Here is a 16,375-nt window from a genome sequence, read left to right as displayed (position 1 = left end):
CACGCTCAGGCCTCCACCCGCTCGGGGTGGCGCAGCTGCCAATCGGTGAAGCCGCCGTCGAGGCTGTAGACGGCCGCGAACCCCTGGCCGGCCAGCCAGGCGGCGGCCTGCTGGCTGGAGTGGCCGTGGTAGCAGACCACCACCACCGGACGCTCGACGGGGGTCGCCTCGATAAAGTCGCCCACCGTGTCGTTATCGAGCCGCCGGCTGCCGGGAATATGTCCCTGGGCGAAGCTCAGGGCGTCGCGAATATCCACCAGCGCGGCGTCGCGACCCTCGTCGAGCCAGGTCGTGAGGGTGGCAATATCGAGATGCTGGAAGCTCATGAAGGCGCCTCGTGTCAGGAAGTGATCGGAAGGAAAGGATAGCCGTGTTCAACGCCGCCGGCTGGGCACGCTGATACGTTCGCCGCCGACCAGGTCCAGGGCCGTCAGGGAGCCTCCCCACACGCAGCCGGTATCCAGCGCACAGGCATTGACCCGGCTGCCGGGGGTCTCGCCCTGCAAGGCCGCCCAGTGGCCGAAGACGAGCCGGGTGGCGTCGCCGCGGGGATAGCGGAACCAGGGGGCGAAACCCGCCGGGGCGCTGTCGAGGCCCTCCTTGGCGGCGAAATCCAGGCGCCCCTCGGCGTCGATGAAGCGCATGCGGGTGAAGACATTGACGATGGCGCGCAGGCGGTCGATACCATCGAGATCGTCGCGCCATTGGTCCGGCGCATTGCCATACATGCGCTCGAGGAAGGACCCGGCAGCGGCACCACCCAGTACCTGTTCCACCTCCGCGGCCAGCGTCGTGGCCCGGTCGGGCGACCACCGGGGCAACAGGCCGGCGTGGGTCATCAGGGTATCCTGGCCGCCCAGCGTCTCGCGCACCAGCAGCGGACGCGACTGCAGCCAGTCGAGCAGCCGCTCGCGATCCGGCGCGGCGAGGATATCGTCCAGGGTGTCCTTGCGCTTGAGCGCGGCGCCGCCCCGGGCCACCGCCAGCAGGTGCAGGTCGTGGTTGCCGAGCACCGTCCGGGCGGCGCTGCCCAGGGCCTCGACCTCGCGCAGGCAGGCAAGCGACGCCGGACCGCGGTTGACCAGGTCGCCGGCCAGCCACAGGCGGTCGCGGCGCGGGTCGAAGCTCAGGGTATCGAGCAGTGCGACGAACTCGGCATGGCAGCCCTGGAGGTCGCCGATGGCGTAGGTGGTCATGGGCTCTCCCAGTCTATGTCTCTGGCTCTGCCTATGGCGCAGACGCCGCGGATTCAGTGGACCTGGTTGGGGCAGGCCAGGCGGAAGGGCGCGATGGGCACCTCGAAGGGGCGCTGGGTGGCGGTATCCACGCAGGTGTAGTCGCCCTGCATCACCCCCACCGGTCCATCGAGGATCGCCCGGCTGGTGTAGCGGAAGTGCTGGCCGGGGCCGATCACCGGCTGCTGCCCCACCACCCCCTTGCCGCGCACCTCCTGGACCTTGCCGCTGCCCTGGGTGATGGTCCAGTGGCGCGCCATCAGCTGGACACTGTGACGCGAGGCGTTATGCACCGTCACCGTGTAGCTGAACACGTAGCGCCCCTCGCCGGGAGCCGACTCGTCGGCACGAAACTCCGGCTGGACCTCGACGCTCACGCCTCGCGCGTCTTCCATGGGGGCATCGCCGGTGGTGGCTCGATCGCTCATGGGTGGGCCTCCGCGGCCGACGGGGCCAGGTGGTCGGCGATACGCACGAACTCCGCCACGGAGAGGGTCTGGGGGCGCCGGCCGGGATCGATCTCCAGCGCCTCGAGGTCCTCGGCCGAGATGCGCCCCTTGAGGTTGTTGCGCAGGGTCTTGCGACGCTGACCGAAGGCCTCCTTGACGATCGCCCCCAGCAGCGCCTCGTCGCGGGCCGGATGGGGCAGCTCGGCATGCGGAGTGAGTCGCACGATGGCGGAATCCACCTTGGGGCGCGGCACGAAGGCCTCCGGCGGCACCACGAACAGCGACTCCACCCGGCAGCGGTACTGGGCCATCACCGAGAGGCGCCCCCAGTCTGGGCCGCCCGGCTCGGCGGCCAGGCGCTCCACCACCTCCTTCTGCAGCATGAAGTGCATGTCGGCGACGGCATCGCCGGCCTGGAGCAGGTGGGCGATCAGCGGGGTGGAGATGTTGTAGGGCAGGTTGCCGACGACACGCAGCGGCTCCCCCGCCCCGCGCAGGGCGCGAAAGTCGACCTTGAGGGCGTCGCCCTCATGGATCACGAAGTCGGGGTAGTTGAAGAACTGCACGCGCAGCCCGGGGATCAGGTCACGATCGAGCTCGATCACTTCCAGACGTCCACCGGCGGCCTCCAGCAGCGGCTCGGTGAGCGCCCCCTGGCCGGGGCCGATCTCGACGATCCGCTCGCCGGGGCGCGGCCCGATGGCACGCACGATGCGTGAGATGATGCCGCGGTCACGCAGGAAGTTCTGGCCGAAGCGCTTGCGGGCCCGATGGACCGGGGGGCGAGATGCCATTCAGGGGTGTCCTTCTATCACTGGAAGTCTGGAATTCTTTGCTGAAACCGGAGCTGTTCCGGCGGCAGGCTTACGAGCAGGCGCTGTGAACCCCTCCCTGGGCGCTACCGACGCCGTCCATGGCGTAGGACCTGCTCTTCAGCCTGCCCCCGGCGCTCCTTCCGATAAACTAACGCCGCGGGCGGCCATCTCGGCGGCCAGCGCCACGGCGACCCGCAAGCTGCCGGGATCGGCGCGGCCCGTGCCGGCCAGGTCCAGGGCGGTGCCGTGATCCACCGAGGTGCGCACCAACGGCAGCCCCAGGGTGATATTGGCGGCGCGGCCGAAGCCCGCGTACTTGAGCACCGGCAGACCCTGATCATGGTACATGGCCAGCACCGCATCCACGCCTGCCAGGTGGCGCGGGGTGAACAGGGTATCGGCGGGGAGCGGACCGTCGAGGGTCAGCCCCTCGGCGCGCAGCGCCTCGAGGGTCGGCTCGATCACCTCGATCTCCTCGCGCCCCAGGTGGCCGCCCTCGCCGGCGTGGGGGTTGAGGCCGCAGACGGCGATGCGCGGCGCGTCCAGGCCAAACCAGCGGGTCAGGTCCGCAGCGAGGATGCGCAGCACCCGCGCCAGGCGCTCATGGGTGATGGCCTCGGCCACCTCGCGCAGCGGCAGATGGGTGGTGGCCAGCGCCACCCGCAAGGCGGCGCTCCCCGACCAGCCGGGCCGTTCGGCGTGCAGGGCGGCGTCGGTGGCGAGCATCATCACCACCTCTTCGACGCCGCAGGCGTCTCGCAGGTACTCGGTGTGGCCCGTGAACCCGGCATGCCCCGCATCGAGGATCACGCCCTTGTGCAGCGGCGCGGTCACCATGCCCGCGGCCTGGCCCGAGCGACAGGCGCGGATCGCCACGTCCAGGGTCTCGAGCACGTAGTCGGCATTGGCGACCTCGAGCACGCCCGGGCGCACCGGGGCGCGCAGCGCCACCGGCCATACCGGCAGTCGCCCGGGACGCGCCGCGGGCACCGCCTCGCCGGGGGCGAGCTCGACCAGCTCCACCGCCAGGCCGAGGGCGGCGGCGCGCTCGGCGAGCATGGCCGGGTCGCCCACCGCCACCAGGCGAGTGCCGGCCACGCCCTCGGTGGCCAGCATCAGCACGAGTTCGGGCCCGATGCCCGCGGGCTCACCGCTGGTCAGCGCCAGGACCGGCGCGGCGGGGGTCGTCATCAGCGCTCGTCGAGGCGGTTGTCGACGAAGGCCTGGGAACGGATCTCCTGCAACCAGGCGCCGAGCTCCTCGTTGGCCTTGCGCTGGAAGAGGGCCTGCTGGGCCTGCTCACGGCCGACGCCTTCCTGCTCCATGAAGCGCTCCACCTCCCGCTCGGAGAGATTGACCCGGCTGCCCACGCGACGCTGCTGCAGCTGGCGCAGGGTCAGCTCGCGGCGGATCTCCTCGCGCACGCCGGCCAGCGTCAGACCATCGGCCTCCAGGGTATCGGCGAACTGCTCCAGGCTCATGCCGTTGCGCTCGGCGATGCCACGCACCTGGCGATTGAGCTCGGTGTCATCCACCGTGAGGCCGGCCTCATCCGCCATCTGCCACTGGATCTCCTCGAGGATCATCTGCTCCAGGACCTGCTCGCGCAGGGTCCCGGCGGGTGGCAGCGCCTGCTGCTGGGCGCCCATCTGGCTACGCACCTGGGCGAGGCGATCCTCGAGCTGGCTGTGCATGATCGCCCCCTCGTTGACCACCGCCACGATACGGTCCAGCGCCTGGCGCTGGGTAGAAGGCGGCTCCTGGGCCTGTACGACCGGCACGGTGGCGAGGCCCAGGGCCATGGCCAGGCCGGCGGCCAGGAAGGGGGTGCGGCGACTGCGCATGCTGTGCTGTCCTTTCATCTTTCCTCTCTAACGGGCCATCCGGCTCAGAAGGCGGTGCTGCGGTAGCCGGGGATGGCCTCCTCGAAGTAGCTGTCGGCCTCGCGGCCCACGCCGCCGAGCCCCTTGAACACGAAGCGCAGGAAGACCCCGCGATCGGTGAAATCATCGGCCAGGATGCCGGTGTCGTTGTCGTCGACCCACTCGCGCCAAACCAGCTGCACGCCATAGCAGCAGTCGTTCCACTGCACCCCGGCCAGTTGCTCCAGGGCGCGGTCGTTGGTGTTGTCATAGAGCAGGCGACCGATCAGGTCGACGCGCCGGCCGGCCTTCCAGGCGAAGGAGGCGTCGTACTCCTCGCGGTTGTAATCACGAAAGTCATCGTCATCCTCGTCCAGCGAGGGGTCAAAGCCATTGAGCTCCCAGCGGTAGCCGAGGTTCAACGCGTGGCCTTTCGGCGAGCGGTACTGCAGGTCGACCCCGGTGCGCTCGGTGCGCTCCAGGTCGTCGTCATACAGCCACTGCCAGCGGGTGCGCCAGCGCTCGGTGAGCTGCCAGTCGGCATTGGCGACCAGCGGCGAGCGATCGCGGGTGGCACGGTAGAAATCCGCGCCATTGGCCGGCAAGTCGTCGGGGTCGCCCGCCATATCGATGCTGCGGTCCTCGAAGTAGAGCGCCTGGCCCAGCCCCAGGGAGAGCCGCTGGCGGCCGCTGTCGTCCTCGAGCAGGCGCGATTCCACCCCCAGGGAGAGGCGGTTGAGATCGCCGACCCGGTCGCTGCCGGAGAAGCGATGCGGCGACCACAGCTGGCTCCAGGAGAAGGCGCGCTCGCTGGTGTCGAAGTCGGGAAAGTCGCTCTGGTCCCGGGCCGGCACGTAGGCGTAGTTGGCGCGGGGCTCCAGGGTCTGGCGGTAATCACGGCCCCCCAGGTCGAGCTCGCGCTCGAACACCAGGCCGGCATCCACGGAGGCCACCGGCACGCTGCGGGTCAGGGAGGTGTCACGGTCGGTGTCGCGGTCGCCGTAGTCCAGCGCGTAGGCGGTGCCCAACCACTCCAGGCGCGGCTCCAGATGGCCCCAGCTCTCGTCGAAGCGCCAGCCCACGGCCGGCGACAGGTGCAGCCGCGAGCCGGTGGCCGACTCATTCAGCGGAACTCTCAGACGCCGCCCATCACTCTCATAGATTCCCTGTTCATCCGTTTCGATATCGCGCCAGAAGTAGCTGTAGTTGCTCTGCCACTGCTGGTAGAAGCCGCTCTGCTGGTTCCAGCGCGCCGCCGCGGTGAGGCTGGGCAGGCGATAGAAGGGCTTGTCCTGCTCCAGCAGCGGGTCGTCGAGCTTCTGGAAGCCCTGGGCGCGGGCGTCGAGGCGCCAGGTATCGCCGCGGTAGTCGACCTGGGCCAGGCGCTCCATGGCCGAGGTGTTCTGTTCGGCGAAGTCGCTGCCGAAGTCGTCGAAGTAGCGGCCGTCGCTGGCCGCCCCGTAGCGCAGCCGGTAGCGGCTGCGGGGGTTCAGGGTACCGGCATGGCGGTAGTCGAGGTACCAGCGTTCCTCGCCCTCGTAGCGGCGCGCCGCATCGTTGGGGTTGTCGCTGTCACCGCCATCGTCGCTGTCCAGCCAGGCGCCCTCGATCTGGCCCGCGGCGGAGGGCAGGAGGTAGCGGTACTGGCCGCCCAGCAGCAGGCCGCGATCGCTGATCCAGCGCGGCGTGATGGTGGCGTCCTGGTCCGGGGCGATGTTCCAGTAGAAGGGCTGGGCGTAGTCCAGCGAGTCGGTGGAGAAGCCCACCGCCGGCCACAAAAAGCCGGTGTGACGGCGGTCGTCGATGGGGAAGCGGACCCAGGGCCAGTAGAAGACCGGCACGTCCTTCACCTCCAGCCGTGCGTTGCGGGCGGTGCCGAAGCCGCTCTCGCGGTCGAGCACCACGTCGCCCCCCACCAGGCGCCAGAGATTGTCGCCGGGGTCGCAGGTGGTGAAGCTCGCCGAGGAGAGCCGGTAACGGCCATCCTCCAGGCGCGCCAGGCGCTGGGCGTCGCCGCGCAGGTGGCGGTCATGGATGACATAGTGCGCCTCGTCGACGCTGGCGGCGTCGTTCACCAGCGAGAGCTCACCGGCGCTGCCGCGCACCAGCAGCCCCTGGTCGCGCAGCGCCAGGGGGCCCTCGGCGAAGGCGCGCTCCCGGCTGGGCGGTACCCGCACCCGGGGGGTCTCGAGCTGGGCATTGTCGCGGCGCAGTACCACTTCGCCGCGCAGCAGGGTCTCGCCATCCTCGCCGTAGCTCGCGCTTGCCGACTCGCTGGCCACCTTGCCCGGCTCGGGGGGCGGCAGGCGGTAGTCGGGCATTACATAGGCGCCGCGGCACAGGGAAGCCCCCGGGTTCTCACTGCCCCAGGGTTGGAAGTCGAGTTGCTCGGCAGGCAGGGGCTCCGGCGGGGCCGCCAGCAGCGGGCCGCCGCCAAGACCCGCGGCCACCAGGCCTGCAAGGGCCGTCCATGAGAGTCGCTTGCCCATGTTGGTCGATGTCCTTGGCGTGGTGAAACGCTATTATACAGGCCGCCGTCGGCCTGTCCTGCCGGCGGTGGCGGCGCAGCGCCCAGCATGCGGCGCGCGCCCTCGACCGTCAACCGGACACCCCGACCCAGGAGCCTTCTCATGACCGACGCCGCCCACGACGCCTCGCGCCGCGAACGGCTCGCCCGCTGGGCCGCCGAGCGCCACGCCCTGGCGCCCGCCGCCCTCGACCTGCACCTGGCCGCCGGCGACGCCAGCTTCCGCCGCTACTACCGCCTGGTCCTGCCCGACGGCACCACCCGCATCCTGATGGATGCCCCGCCCGAGCAGGAGGACAGCCAGCCCTTCGTGGCCATCGCCCGCCGCTGGGAGGCCGCCGGGCTGCCGGTGCCGCACCTCTTCGCCGTCGACCTGGAAGCGGGATTCATCGAACTGGAGGACCTCGGGGACACCCCCCTGCAACGCTGCTTCGGCGACGAGGCCGAGACGCTGGCCTGGCACGAGCATGCCATCACGCTGCTCCACGAGCTGCAGAACCGCGCCGGCCCCGAGGCGCTGCCGCGCTTCGATGCCGCCCTGCTCGAGCGTGAGCTGGATCTGTTCCCCGAATGGTGCCTGGGCGAATGGCTGGGCCTGGAGACGCCACCGGGGTGGGCGGCATTGCGCCAGGCCCTGGTGGAGCAGGCGCTGGCTCAGCCGATGGTCACGGTGCACCGTGACTTCGACGCCATGAACCTGATGGTGCGCGATGAAGCGCTGGTGCTGATCGACTTCCAGGACGCGGTGGCAGGTCCCATCAGCTACGACCTGATCTCGCTGCTGCGCGGCCGCTACTGCCGCTTCGACGCCGAACGGTTCGCCGCCTGGGTCGAGGCCTTCCGCCGCTGCGCCGTGGCCGACGGACGCCTCCCCTCGAGCACCACCGAGGCCAACTTCCTGGCCCAGGCCAACGCCATGGCCGCCCAGCGCTCGCTCAAGGTGCTGGGCATCTTCTGCCGCCTTACCCTGCGCGACCACAAGACGGGCTACCTCGAGCGCCTGCCCCACTTCCTCGCCCACCTCGAGGAGAGCCTGGCGGGCCTCGCCGGCCACGACGCCTTCAGGACCTGGCTCGCCGAGACCTTCCGCCCCGCCATTTCCGCACGCCTGGAGGGCGCGGCATGAAGGCGATGATCCTCGCCGCGGGACTGGGCACCCGCATGCGTCCGCTCACCGACCGCTGCCCCAAGCCGCTGCTGCCGGTGGCTGGCCGGCCGCTGATCGTCCACCACCTCGAACGCCTGCGCGCGGCGGGCATCACCGAGGTCGTGATCAATGTCAGCTACCGCGCCGAGCAGATCATCGCGGCGCTGGGCGACGGCGGCGACCACGGGGTGCGCATCGCCTGGAGTCGCGAGGAGGCGCCGCTGGAAACGGGTGGCGGCATCCAGCACGCCCTGCCGCTGCTCGGCGCTGCCCCCTTCCTGCTGGTCAACGGCGACGTCTGGTGCGATCTCGACCCGAACACCCTGCCCGCGCTGGATAGCGGCGACCGGGCGCGGCTGGTGCTGGTGGACAACCCCGACCACCACCCGGCGGGCGACTTCCACCTCGACGCCACCGGCCGCGTCCGTGCCGAGGGCGAGCCGAGGCTCACCTTCGCCGGTATCAGCCTGCTCGACCCGGCGCTGCTGGCTGATGAGGCCCCCGGCGCCTTCGCCCTGGCGCCGCTGCTGCGCCGCGCCATGGCCGAGGGGCGCGTGGCCGGCCACCATCACCGCGGCCGCTGGGTGGACGTGGGCACGCCGGAGAGACTGAGGACGCTGGACGAGTCACTGGCGTCGAGTCGTCCTCAAAGCTGAGCGAGAGGCGCCGGGGGTTGGCCGTAGAGGGGGTCCGAGGACCAGGGGTGAGAAGCACTGCTTCGAACGGGCTGGCCATGGATGGCCAGCACCGGTCCTGCAAGCGGAGCAGGATGCGAGAGCGCCGCAGGGCCGAGGTAGCGTACAGGGAAGTATTCACAGCGCCCCTCGTCGGTCCGGCGCTCCGGGGCCTGTCGCCGGAACAGCCTTGAGCGATGTGCGGGGCTCAGCAACGACTGCTATGCTGCCGCGATTTGCCGACAATCGAAAAGGAACCCTTGCCATGAAAGCTACAGTGAAATGGACCGACGGCCGCCAGTTCGTTGCCGAATCGGGCAGCGGCCACAGCGTGGTCATCGACGGGCCGCCCGACCACGGCGGCCGCAACACCGGCCCCCGCCCCATGGAGCTGCTGCTGATGGGCATGGGGGCTTGCACCTCCTTCGATATCCTCAACATCCTCGACAAGGCCCGAGCCGACGTCAGCGACTGCGTGGCGAGCGTCGAGGCCGAGCGCGCCGATGCCACGCCCAGCGTGTTCACGAAGATCCATGTGAACTTCACGGTCACCGGCCGTGGGCTCAAGGAGAAGCAGGTCGCGCGCGCCGTGGAGCTCTCCGCCGAGAAGTACTGCAGCGCCTCGATCATGCTGGTCAAGGGCGGGGTCGAGGTGACCCACTCCTACACCATCATCGAGGGCTGAGCGGCAGCGGACCCATGACGCAAACGGCGCCACCCCCTGGGGTGGCGCCGTTTGCGTGTGAGGATGCACCTGATGCGCCGAACACCGAAGATCGCGCGGTTGCCCGCAGGAACGCCGACTACCCAGCCGGCCAGGTAAAGCGTCGGCCGCCCATCAGGTGCATGTGAATATGATAGACCGTCTGGCCGCCCTGGTCATTGCAGTTCATCACCACTCGGTAGCCCTCCTCGGCGAAGCCCCGCTCCTTCGCCAGGCGCGCCGCGGTGAACTGCAGGCGCCCCGCCAGCGCCAGGTCGCCCTCCTCGAGGTCATTGAGGGTGGCGATATGCTTCCTGGGGATGATCAGCAGGTGGGTAGGTGCCTGGGGGTTGATGTCCTCGAAGGCCACCACCTGATCATCCTCGAAGACGATCTCGGCGGGAATCTCGCGATTGATGATCTTGCAGAACAGGCATTCCATCTCGTGGGCCTCCTCGTCGGGATGATCGGGATCAGCGGAAACGCCGCTGGGCCAGCAGGTGGCGCACCAGCGGCCCCAGGATCAGCTCCATGGCCAGGGAGACTCGTGCCCCGGGCACCACCAGGGTATGCGGGCGACTCATGAAGGCATCCTGGATCATCGCCAGCAGGTAGGGGAAGTCCACCGTGGCCGGTTCGCGGAAGCGGATCACCGCGAAGGACTCGGCGTCGGTGGGGATATCCTGCACCTCGAAGGGGTTGGAGGTATCCACCGTGGGCACCCGCTGGAAGTTGATATGGGTGCGCGAGAACTGCGGCTGAATATAGCGCACATAGTCGTCCATGCGCCCCAGGATGGTGTCGATCACCGCTTCCTGGGAATAACCGCGCAGCTTGGTATCGCGGTCGATCTTCTGGATCCACTCCAGGTTCATGGTCGGCGCCACGCCCACCAGCAGGTCGACGTGACGGGCGATATCGTGCTCGGGGGTGACCAGGCCACCGTGCAGTCCCTCGTAGAACAGCAGGTCGGTGCCATAGGGCAGCGGCTGCCACTCGGTGAAGGTGCCGATCCGGTAGCCGGACTCGATCATCTGCTTGTCTTCGGCGTGGATATAGTGGCGATAGGTGCCGCTGCCGCCCTCGCCATACTCCTGGAACAGTGTCTCGAGCTCCTCGAGCAGGTTGGCCTCCACGGCGAAGTGGGAGAGCTCATCCTTGCGCTCCGGCTCCTCGCGAAAGATCCGCGAAAGCTCCTCGCGGGTGTAGCGATGGAAGGCGTCGCCGTCGACGAAGGCGGCGTGCACGTCCTCGCGGGAGAACATGCGCTCGAAGGTACGCTTGACGGTGGTGGTACCGGCCCCGGAGGAGCCGGTCACGGCGATGATCGGATATTCACGGGACATCAGGCCCCTCCCGCTCCGGCGATGGATGTCTTCACGGCCTCGGGCACCGCCACCGGGCGGCCGCTCTCGGGATCCACCAGCAGCAGGTTGAGCCGCGCCGTGGCGACCGGGCGGCCGCCCTCGGCGTGACACACCCGCTGGAAGACGGTGAGCGCCTTGCCCCGGGGGGCGGGGATCGCCGTCTCCACCACCAGGGCATCGGGCCAGCGCGCCTCCGACTGGTACTGCACGGCGAGGTCGGCCACCACGCTGGGATAGCCGCCCAGGTCCCACTCGGTGAGCCCCAGCGCGGCCAGGGCCTGGATGCGCGCCTCGTGGAGCAGCGACACCAGGGCATCATGGCCCAGATGGCGGCCATAGTTCATGTCGGTCACGCGCACCGACAGCGGCTGGCGGTGGATGATGGCGGCCTCGGGAAAATCGAGCCTGACGCGCTCCATGCTTGCCTCCCATGTTGCTCTTGTTGTGACGCGAGGTGCCGTGGGTCGAGGCCGTGATTCAGCGCTCGCCGCGCTCGCGGACGATGGCGCGATGGGCGATATCACGGCGGCAGAAGGCGCCCTCCCAGCGGATGGCGTCGACCCCGCGGTAGGCATTCCCGGCGGCCGCCGAGACGCCCTCGCCCAGGGCGGTGACGCAGAGCACCCGACCGCCGGCGCTGACCAGTTGGCCGTCCTGGTCGGCGGTGCCGGCATGGAACACCTTGCAGCCGGTGGCCTCGGCGGTCTCGATGCCCTCGATGGCGTCGCCCTTGCGGTAACTGCCCGGGTAGCCGCCGGCGGCGAGCACCACGCCTACCGCGGCGCGCGCGTCCCACTCGCAGGCGTGGCCGGCCAGCTCGCCCCGTGCCCCGGCCAGGCACAGCTCGGCGAGGTCCGAGCGCAGGCGCAACATGATCGGCTGGGTCTCGGGATCGCCGAAGCGGCAGTTGTATTCGATCACCCTGGGGTTGCCCGCGGTGTCGATCATCAGGCCGGCGTAGAGGAAGCCGGTATAGGGATGCCCCTCTGCGGCCATGCCCTTGACCGTGGGCAGGATCACCCGCTGCATGATGCGCTCGTGCACCTCATCGGTGACCACCGGCGCCGGCGAGTAGGCGCCCATGCCGCCGGTATTGGGGCCGGTGTCGCCCTCGCCCACCCGCTTGTGGTCCTGGCTGGTGGCCATGGGCAGCACGCTCTCGCCATCCACCATGACGATGAAGCTGGCCTCCTCGCCGTCGAGGAACTCCTCGATCACCACCCGGGCGCCGGCATCGCCGAAGGCGTTGTCCTCGAGCATGTCGCGCACCGCCGCCTCGGCCTCCGCGAGGCTCATGGCGACGATGACACCCTTGCCCGCGGCCAGGCCATCGGCCTTGATCACGATGGGCGCCCCCTGCTCGCGCAGGTAATCGAGGGCCGGCGCCACCGCGGTGAAGGTGCGGTAGGCAGCGGTGGGGATGGCGTGGCGGGCCAGGAAGTCCTTGGAGAAGGCCTTGGAGCCCTCGAGCTGGGCGGCGCCGGCGGTGGGGCCGAAGATCACCAGGCCCGCCTCGCGGAAGCGGTCCACCACACCGGCCACCAGCGGCGCCTCGGGGCCGACGATGGTGAGATCGACGGCGGCGTCGCGGGCGAAGACCAGCAGTCCCTCCAGGTCATCCGCGGCGATCGCGACATTGGTCAGCCCGGGCTCCCGGGCGGTGCCGGCATTGCCCGGCGCCACATAGGTCATCGCCACCTGCGGCGACTGGGCGACCTTCCAGGCCAGGGCGTGTTCGCGGCCTCCGCCGCCGATGATCAGCACCTTCATCCTATTCCACCTTCATGCTGCTGGCCGACTGTGCGGCGTTGAAAATCGAGGCGGCATTATGTCAGAAAGACATGGCGCCTGCGTCACGCCTTGTCATCGTCGCCCTTGTCGCCCTTGCCAGCGGCACCGGGCCCTTGACCGATGGTCTGCTGCCAGAAGCGCATGTTCTCCTCGGCCATCTCGCGCATCAGGTCCATGGGCGAGTGGCGCAGGGCCTGCTGCCACTGGTCCTGCATGCGCTGCTGCTGTTCCATCATCAGCTTGGTGCCCTGCTCCAGGTAGCGCGACAGCGGCAGCGGGTGGGCCATGTCGTAGACACGGATGAACTGGGCCAGCAGGTCGTTGGAAAACACCTGCGCATCACCATCGGCCTGCTCCTGCTCGATGATGATCGAGAGCAGGATGGTGCGGGTCAGGTCCTCGCCGCTCTTGGCATCCTCGACGCGAAACGGCACTTCATCGAGGATCAGCCCACGCAGGTCCTCGAGGGTCACATAGCGGCTCTGTTCGGTATCATAGAGCCTGCGGTTGGCATACTTGCGAATCACGCGCACGGCGCTGCTCCTCATTCAATGTGGGAGGGACGACTGCCCCTGCAGGACCATTGTGCACCGCGACACCCACCATGCAAGGTATACCCATCATTCCGTCTCCAACGCGGCGAGGCACCATGAACCTGATCCTGCTTTCTCCCGACGACATCGAGAACGACCGCCTGGCACGGGTGCGTGACCCGCGGCGCCTGCGCCATCTGCGCGAGGTCCATCGCGCCGCCCCCGGGGACCGCCTCACCCTCGGGGTCATCGGCGGGGCGATCGGCCGGGGCGAGCTGGTCACCCTCGACGAGCAGGAGGCGACCTTCGCGCTGGACGCCCTCGACCAGGCCCCACCGCCGGCGCTGCCGGTGCACCTGGTGCTGGCACTGCCGCGTCCACGCATGCTGGCGCGCAGCCTGGAGCACGTCACCACTCTTGGGGTGAAGCGGATCACCCTGCTGCATACCCGGCGGGTGGAGAAGAGCTACTGGATGTCGCCGGAGCTCGATGCGGAGAAGATCCACCATCACCTGGTGCTGGGTCTGGAGCAGGCCCGGGACACCCGCCTGCCCGAGGTCACCCTGGAGAAGGGCTTTCGCCCCTTCGTGGAGGACCGCCTGCCCGGCCTGCTGGAGGGGCGGCGCGGCCTGCTGGCCCACCCCGGCATGCCCGGCGCCTGCCCGCGGGGCCTCGACGAGGAAACGCTGCTGCTGGTGGGTCCCGAGGGGGGCTTCATCCCCTGGGAGGTGGAGAAGCTGCTGGAGGCGGGCTGCGAAGGCATCCACCTGGGCCAGCGCATCCTGCGGGTGGAGACCGCGGTGACCGCCCTGCTGGCGCGGCTGTTCTAGCAGTCAGTCGTCGGCCTCCTCCTCTTCGGGATCATGCTCCACCAGCGGCGAATCGTCGTCGCAGACCGGCTCGGAGAGGAAGGTATCGCGCACATCCAGCAGGCCCAGGTGGCCGATGGTGCGCCGCCCCAGCAGCAGCGGATAGTTCATGTCGCCGCGATCGCGCAGGCTGAACTGCTCCTCGTAGACGGTATCGCCGAGGCAGACCTTCATCAGCACCACCGGGCGGCGGTCGGTGCCGCCGGCCCCGCGCAGCCTGAGACTGCGATAGAGCGGCAACTCCAGGCGCTCGCTGAACACCTCCCCGCTCTCCTCGTCCTCCAGCTTGAGGCGGAAGCGCACCCAGCGCTCGCCGTCGCGCTTGAAGCGCTCGATGTCGCGGGCGTCCAGCGAGGAGGTCAGGGCACCGCTGTCGAGCTTGGCCTTCACCTCCACGCCCCAGGGCTCCACGATGGCCTTCTCGACCCAGCCGAACACCTTGTCGTCGGCCTGGACCGTCGAGGCCAGCAGGGCCATTCCCAGAACCGCGGCCAGGGCATGCTTGATGCGCATTATCCGTTTCCTCTTGTGTCCGGCCCTTGCGACCGTTGTGAATTCAGCGGGTCAGGCCCTCCAGCAGGCGCCGGGTGGCGAAGCCGTCCGGCACCTCGCCGATGGATGCCTGGTACTCACGCAGGCCACGCCGGGTGTTGGGGCCCAGGATGCCGTCGGGCGTGCCCACCTCGAAACCGCGGGCATTGAGGGCGTGCTGCATCTCGCGCACCTCGGCGCGTGCCAGCGGCTGCTCGTCACGGGGCCAGCCGCCGACGACCCCGTCGCGCCCCGCGATCTCGTCGGCGAGGCTGCCCACCGCCAGCGCATAGCTGGTGGCATTGTTGTAGCGCAGGATGGCGCGGAAGTTGGGCCCTACCAGGAAGGCCGGCCCCCTCGCCCCGGCGGGCACGATCACCGCCGCCTCGTCATAGTCGGGCAGGGCGCCGCCGCCCACGGCACCCACGCCCTGTGAGGACCAGGCGGCGGACGAGCGGCGGTTGGAAAGCTCGGTCTGGGCATAGTCGAACCCCTCCGGCAGGGTCACCTCGACGCCCCAGGGCTCCCCCTCGCGCCAGCCGGCACGCGCCAGATAGTGGGCGGTGGAGGCCATGACGTCGGGGATGCTGCCCCAGATGTCGCGGCGACCGTCGCCGTCACCGTCCTTGGCGTAGGCCTCGAAACTGGAGGGGATGAACTGGGTATGACCCATGGCGCCGGCCCAGGAGCCGAGCATGCGCTCGGGGGCGATATCCCCGGCCTCGATGATGCGCAGGGCGGCGAGCAGCTCGCCCCGGGCGAAGTCGCGGCGCCGCCCGTCGTAGGCCAGCGTCGCCAGCGCCTCGAGGGTCGAGAAGTCGCCGAAGTTGCCGCCGTAGTTGCTCTCGATGCCCCAGATCGCCACGATCACCTCCGCCGGCACCCCGTAGCGCTGCTCCATGCGGCGCGCGGTGTCGCGGTGCTCGGCCAGGCGGGCCCGCCCGGTGGTGACACGCTGGGCGGAGACGGCGCTGTCCAGGTACTGCCAGATGGGGCGCACGAACTCCGGCTGGGAACGGTCCAGCTCGATCACCCGGGGGCGATAGCGCACCCCGTCAAGGGCGCGGGCCAGGGTCGCCGGCGAGATCCCCTCGCCACGCGCCTCGCGCCGGAAGCGGGCCAGCCAGGCGGAGAAGCTCTCGGCGGCGGCGGGTTCCCGGGCATCGTCGGCGGGGGCGGAGGAGTGGGCCGCCGCCTCGCCGGGTGTCGCGGGCGCCTGCTCGGCGGCACTCGCCTCACGGGCCGGGCCGCTCTGGCAGCCGGCCAGCAGGGCCAGCATCAGGCAGCAGGTCAAGGTCATCCGTAGCATGGTGGCGAGCACTCCTTGGCGTCATGGGCATTAACACCGGATCATCGCGCAGTTGGCGCGCCGCGGGAAGCCCCGTTCAGCTTCCGGTGAGGCGCCAGATCACCGCCACAAGACAGGCCAGCACCACCACGCTCAGCAGGTTGCGCAGGGACTGGAACCAGGTGGGCAGCGTTTCGCGGCTGTCGCGCCCCAGCTCATGCAGGCGCACCAGCACAAAGCCGCTGGCCAGCACCCAGGCGCCGCTCAACGGATGCAGCAGCAGTGCCGGCCAGGCGATCAGGCTCGGCGCCATGCTCAGCAGCAGGCGTGCACGAAAGGCGCCACTGCCGGCCGACTCGAGCGACATGGCCACGCCCCACTGGATGCCGCCCAGGAACGAGAGGATCACGGCGGCGTAGGCCAGGAAGGCCTTGATGGCCACCACCTGCCAGGCCACCGGCGCCAGCCAGGCCGCCGCGGCGGTGAAGAGAAAAGGCAACAGGCCGGCCAGGCCAAGCAGCAGCGGCAGGCGAGAGAGGCGGCCGTCGGCATCGATGGCGAGTCCGGGAAGAGTCATGCGGGGC

19 protein-coding genes are annotated in these 16,375 nt (G+C 69.8%); 4 read left to right on the top strand and 15 right to left on the bottom strand.

Going from position 1 to position 16,375, the window contains the following annotated elements; all coding sequences use genetic code 11:
• Positions 1 to 5 precede the first annotated feature (5 nt).
• From glpE to RAN53_RS03880, 7 genes are all read right to left on the bottom strand, one after another.
• The gene (gene glpE, locus RAN53_RS03910; RefSeq protein WP_305795509.1) at positions 6 to 326 is read right to left on the bottom strand and encodes a thiosulfate sulfurtransferase GlpE; all 321 of its coding nucleotides are present in this window, start codon (positions 324 to 326) and stop codon (positions 6 to 8) included.
• 48 nt (positions 327 to 374) lie between these two features.
• Positions 375 to 1,196 carry a symmetrical bis(5'-nucleosyl)-tetraphosphatase gene (locus RAN53_RS03905; protein WP_305795508.1) on the bottom strand — a complete coding sequence of 274 codons (822 nt, stop codon included), beginning with the start codon at positions 1,194 to 1,196 and terminating at the stop codon, positions 375 to 377.
• Positions 1,197 to 1,249: 53 nt separating this feature from the next.
• Positions 1,250 to 1,663, bottom strand: a complete 414-nt coding sequence (gene apaG / locus RAN53_RS03900; protein ID WP_305795507.1) for a Co2+/Mg2+ efflux protein ApaG — start codon at positions 1,661 to 1,663, stop codon at positions 1,250 to 1,252.
• The gene (rsmA, locus tag RAN53_RS03895; RefSeq protein WP_305795506.1) at positions 1,660 to 2,478 is read right to left on the bottom strand and encodes a 16S rRNA (adenine(1518)-N(6)/adenine(1519)-N(6))-dimethyltransferase RsmA; all 819 of its coding nucleotides are present in this window, start codon (positions 2,476 to 2,478) and stop codon (positions 1,660 to 1,662) included. The genes apaG and rsmA overlap by 4 nt, the downstream gene beginning before the upstream one ends.
• 138 nt (positions 2,479 to 2,616) lie before the next feature.
• Complete coding sequence (gene pdxA / locus RAN53_RS03890; protein ID WP_305795505.1) at positions 2,617 to 3,690, bottom strand: 4-hydroxythreonine-4-phosphate dehydrogenase PdxA; 1,074 nt, start codon at positions 3,688 to 3,690, stop codon at positions 2,617 to 2,619.
• Positions 3,690 to 4,361: a SurA N-terminal domain-containing protein gene (locus RAN53_RS03885; RefSeq protein ID WP_305795504.1), complete on the bottom strand. Its 672-nt coding sequence runs from the start codon at positions 4,359 to 4,361 to the stop codon at positions 3,690 to 3,692. The genes pdxA and RAN53_RS03885 overlap by 1 nt, the downstream gene beginning before the upstream one ends.
• Positions 4,362 to 4,387: 26 nt before the next feature.
• On the bottom strand, positions 4,388 to 6,850 hold the full coding sequence (locus tag RAN53_RS03880; protein ID WP_305795503.1) for an LPS-assembly protein LptD: 2,463 nt from the start codon (positions 6,848 to 6,850) through the stop codon (positions 4,388 to 4,390).
• Between the two features lie 141 nt (positions 6,851 to 6,991).
• On the opposite strand from RAN53_RS03880, the gene RAN53_RS03875 reads away from it, so the two are divergent.
• From RAN53_RS03875 to RAN53_RS03865, 3 genes are all read left to right on the top strand, one after another.
• Positions 6,992 to 8,014 carry an aminoglycoside phosphotransferase family protein gene (locus RAN53_RS03875; protein ID WP_305795502.1) on the top strand — a complete coding sequence of 341 codons (1,023 nt, stop codon included), beginning with the start codon at positions 6,992 to 6,994 and terminating at the stop codon, positions 8,012 to 8,014.
• Positions 8,011 to 8,691 carry an N-acetylmuramate alpha-1-phosphate uridylyltransferase MurU gene (gene murU / locus RAN53_RS03870; RefSeq protein ID WP_305795501.1) on the top strand — a complete coding sequence of 227 codons (681 nt, stop codon included), beginning with the start codon at positions 8,011 to 8,013 and terminating at the stop codon, positions 8,689 to 8,691. The genes RAN53_RS03875 and murU overlap by 4 nt, the downstream gene beginning before the upstream one ends.
• Before the next feature lie 283 nt (positions 8,692 to 8,974).
• On the top strand, positions 8,975 to 9,394 hold the full coding sequence (locus tag RAN53_RS03865) for an OsmC family protein (protein WP_305795500.1): 420 nt from the start codon (positions 8,975 to 8,977) through the stop codon (positions 9,392 to 9,394).
• 118 nt (positions 9,395 to 9,512) lie between these two features.
• Here RAN53_RS03865 and RAN53_RS03860 read toward each other — a convergent pair whose 3' ends face one another.
• The 5 genes from RAN53_RS03860 to phaR form a co-directional block, all read right to left on the bottom strand.
• Positions 9,513 to 9,854 carry a histidine triad nucleotide-binding protein gene (locus tag RAN53_RS03860; RefSeq protein ID WP_213312863.1) on the bottom strand — a complete coding sequence of 114 codons (342 nt, stop codon included), beginning with the start codon at positions 9,852 to 9,854 and terminating at the stop codon, positions 9,513 to 9,515.
• 31 nt (positions 9,855 to 9,885) lie between these two features.
• Complete coding sequence (locus RAN53_RS03855) at positions 9,886 to 10,758, bottom strand: phosphoribulokinase (RefSeq protein WP_305795499.1); 873 nt, start codon at positions 10,756 to 10,758, stop codon at positions 9,886 to 9,888.
• Entirely contained in the window at positions 10,758 to 11,198 is a 441-nt protein-coding gene (locus RAN53_RS03850) for an acyl-CoA thioesterase (RefSeq protein ID WP_305795498.1), read from the bottom strand. The genes RAN53_RS03855 and RAN53_RS03850 overlap by 1 nt, the downstream gene beginning before the upstream one ends.
• 58 nt (positions 11,199 to 11,256) lie before the next feature.
• Positions 11,257 to 12,549: a phosphoribosylamine--glycine ligase gene (purD, locus tag RAN53_RS03845; RefSeq protein ID WP_305795497.1), complete on the bottom strand. Its 1,293-nt coding sequence runs from the start codon at positions 12,547 to 12,549 to the stop codon at positions 11,257 to 11,259.
• Between the two features lie 83 nt (positions 12,550 to 12,632).
• Positions 12,633 to 13,103, bottom strand: coding sequence for a polyhydroxyalkanoate synthesis repressor PhaR (gene phaR, locus RAN53_RS03840; protein WP_305795496.1), 471 nt, complete (start codon positions 13,101 to 13,103; stop codon positions 12,633 to 12,635).
• 116 nt (positions 13,104 to 13,219) lie between these two features.
• On the opposite strand from phaR, the gene RAN53_RS03835 reads away from it, so the two are divergent.
• A complete protein-coding gene (locus tag RAN53_RS03835) occupies positions 13,220 to 13,933 on the top strand; it encodes a 16S rRNA (uracil(1498)-N(3))-methyltransferase (protein WP_305795495.1) in 714 nt (237 codons plus the stop codon).
• 3 nt (positions 13,934 to 13,936) lie between these two features.
• Here the strand turns inward: RAN53_RS03835 and RAN53_RS03830 are convergent, their stop codons facing one another.
• The 3 genes from RAN53_RS03830 to RAN53_RS03820 all read right to left on the bottom strand — a co-directional run bounded on the left by RAN53_RS03830 (position 13,937) and on the right by RAN53_RS03820 (position 16,368).
• Entirely contained in the window at positions 13,937 to 14,485 is a 549-nt protein-coding gene (locus RAN53_RS03830; RefSeq protein WP_305795494.1) for an ATP-dependent zinc protease, read from the bottom strand.
• Positions 14,486 to 14,528: 43 nt separating this feature from the next.
• A complete protein-coding gene (locus RAN53_RS03825) occupies positions 14,529 to 15,803 on the bottom strand; it encodes a lytic murein transglycosylase (protein ID WP_414842961.1) in 1,275 nt (424 codons plus the stop codon).
• Between the two features lie 85 nt (positions 15,804 to 15,888).
• Entirely contained in the window at positions 15,889 to 16,368 is a 480-nt protein-coding gene (locus RAN53_RS03820; RefSeq protein ID WP_305795492.1) for a DUF3429 domain-containing protein, read from the bottom strand.
• Between the last annotated feature and the right edge of the window lie 7 nt (positions 16,369 to 16,375).

Origin of the sequence: Halomonas sp. SSL-5 (genome assembly GCF_030708455.1) — a bacterium.
Taxonomy (GTDB): domain Bacteria; phylum Pseudomonadota; class Gammaproteobacteria; order Pseudomonadales; family Halomonadaceae; genus Halomonas.
Note: the sequence above shows the minus strand (reverse complement) of the source record. Positions and strands in the feature narration are given on the sequence as shown.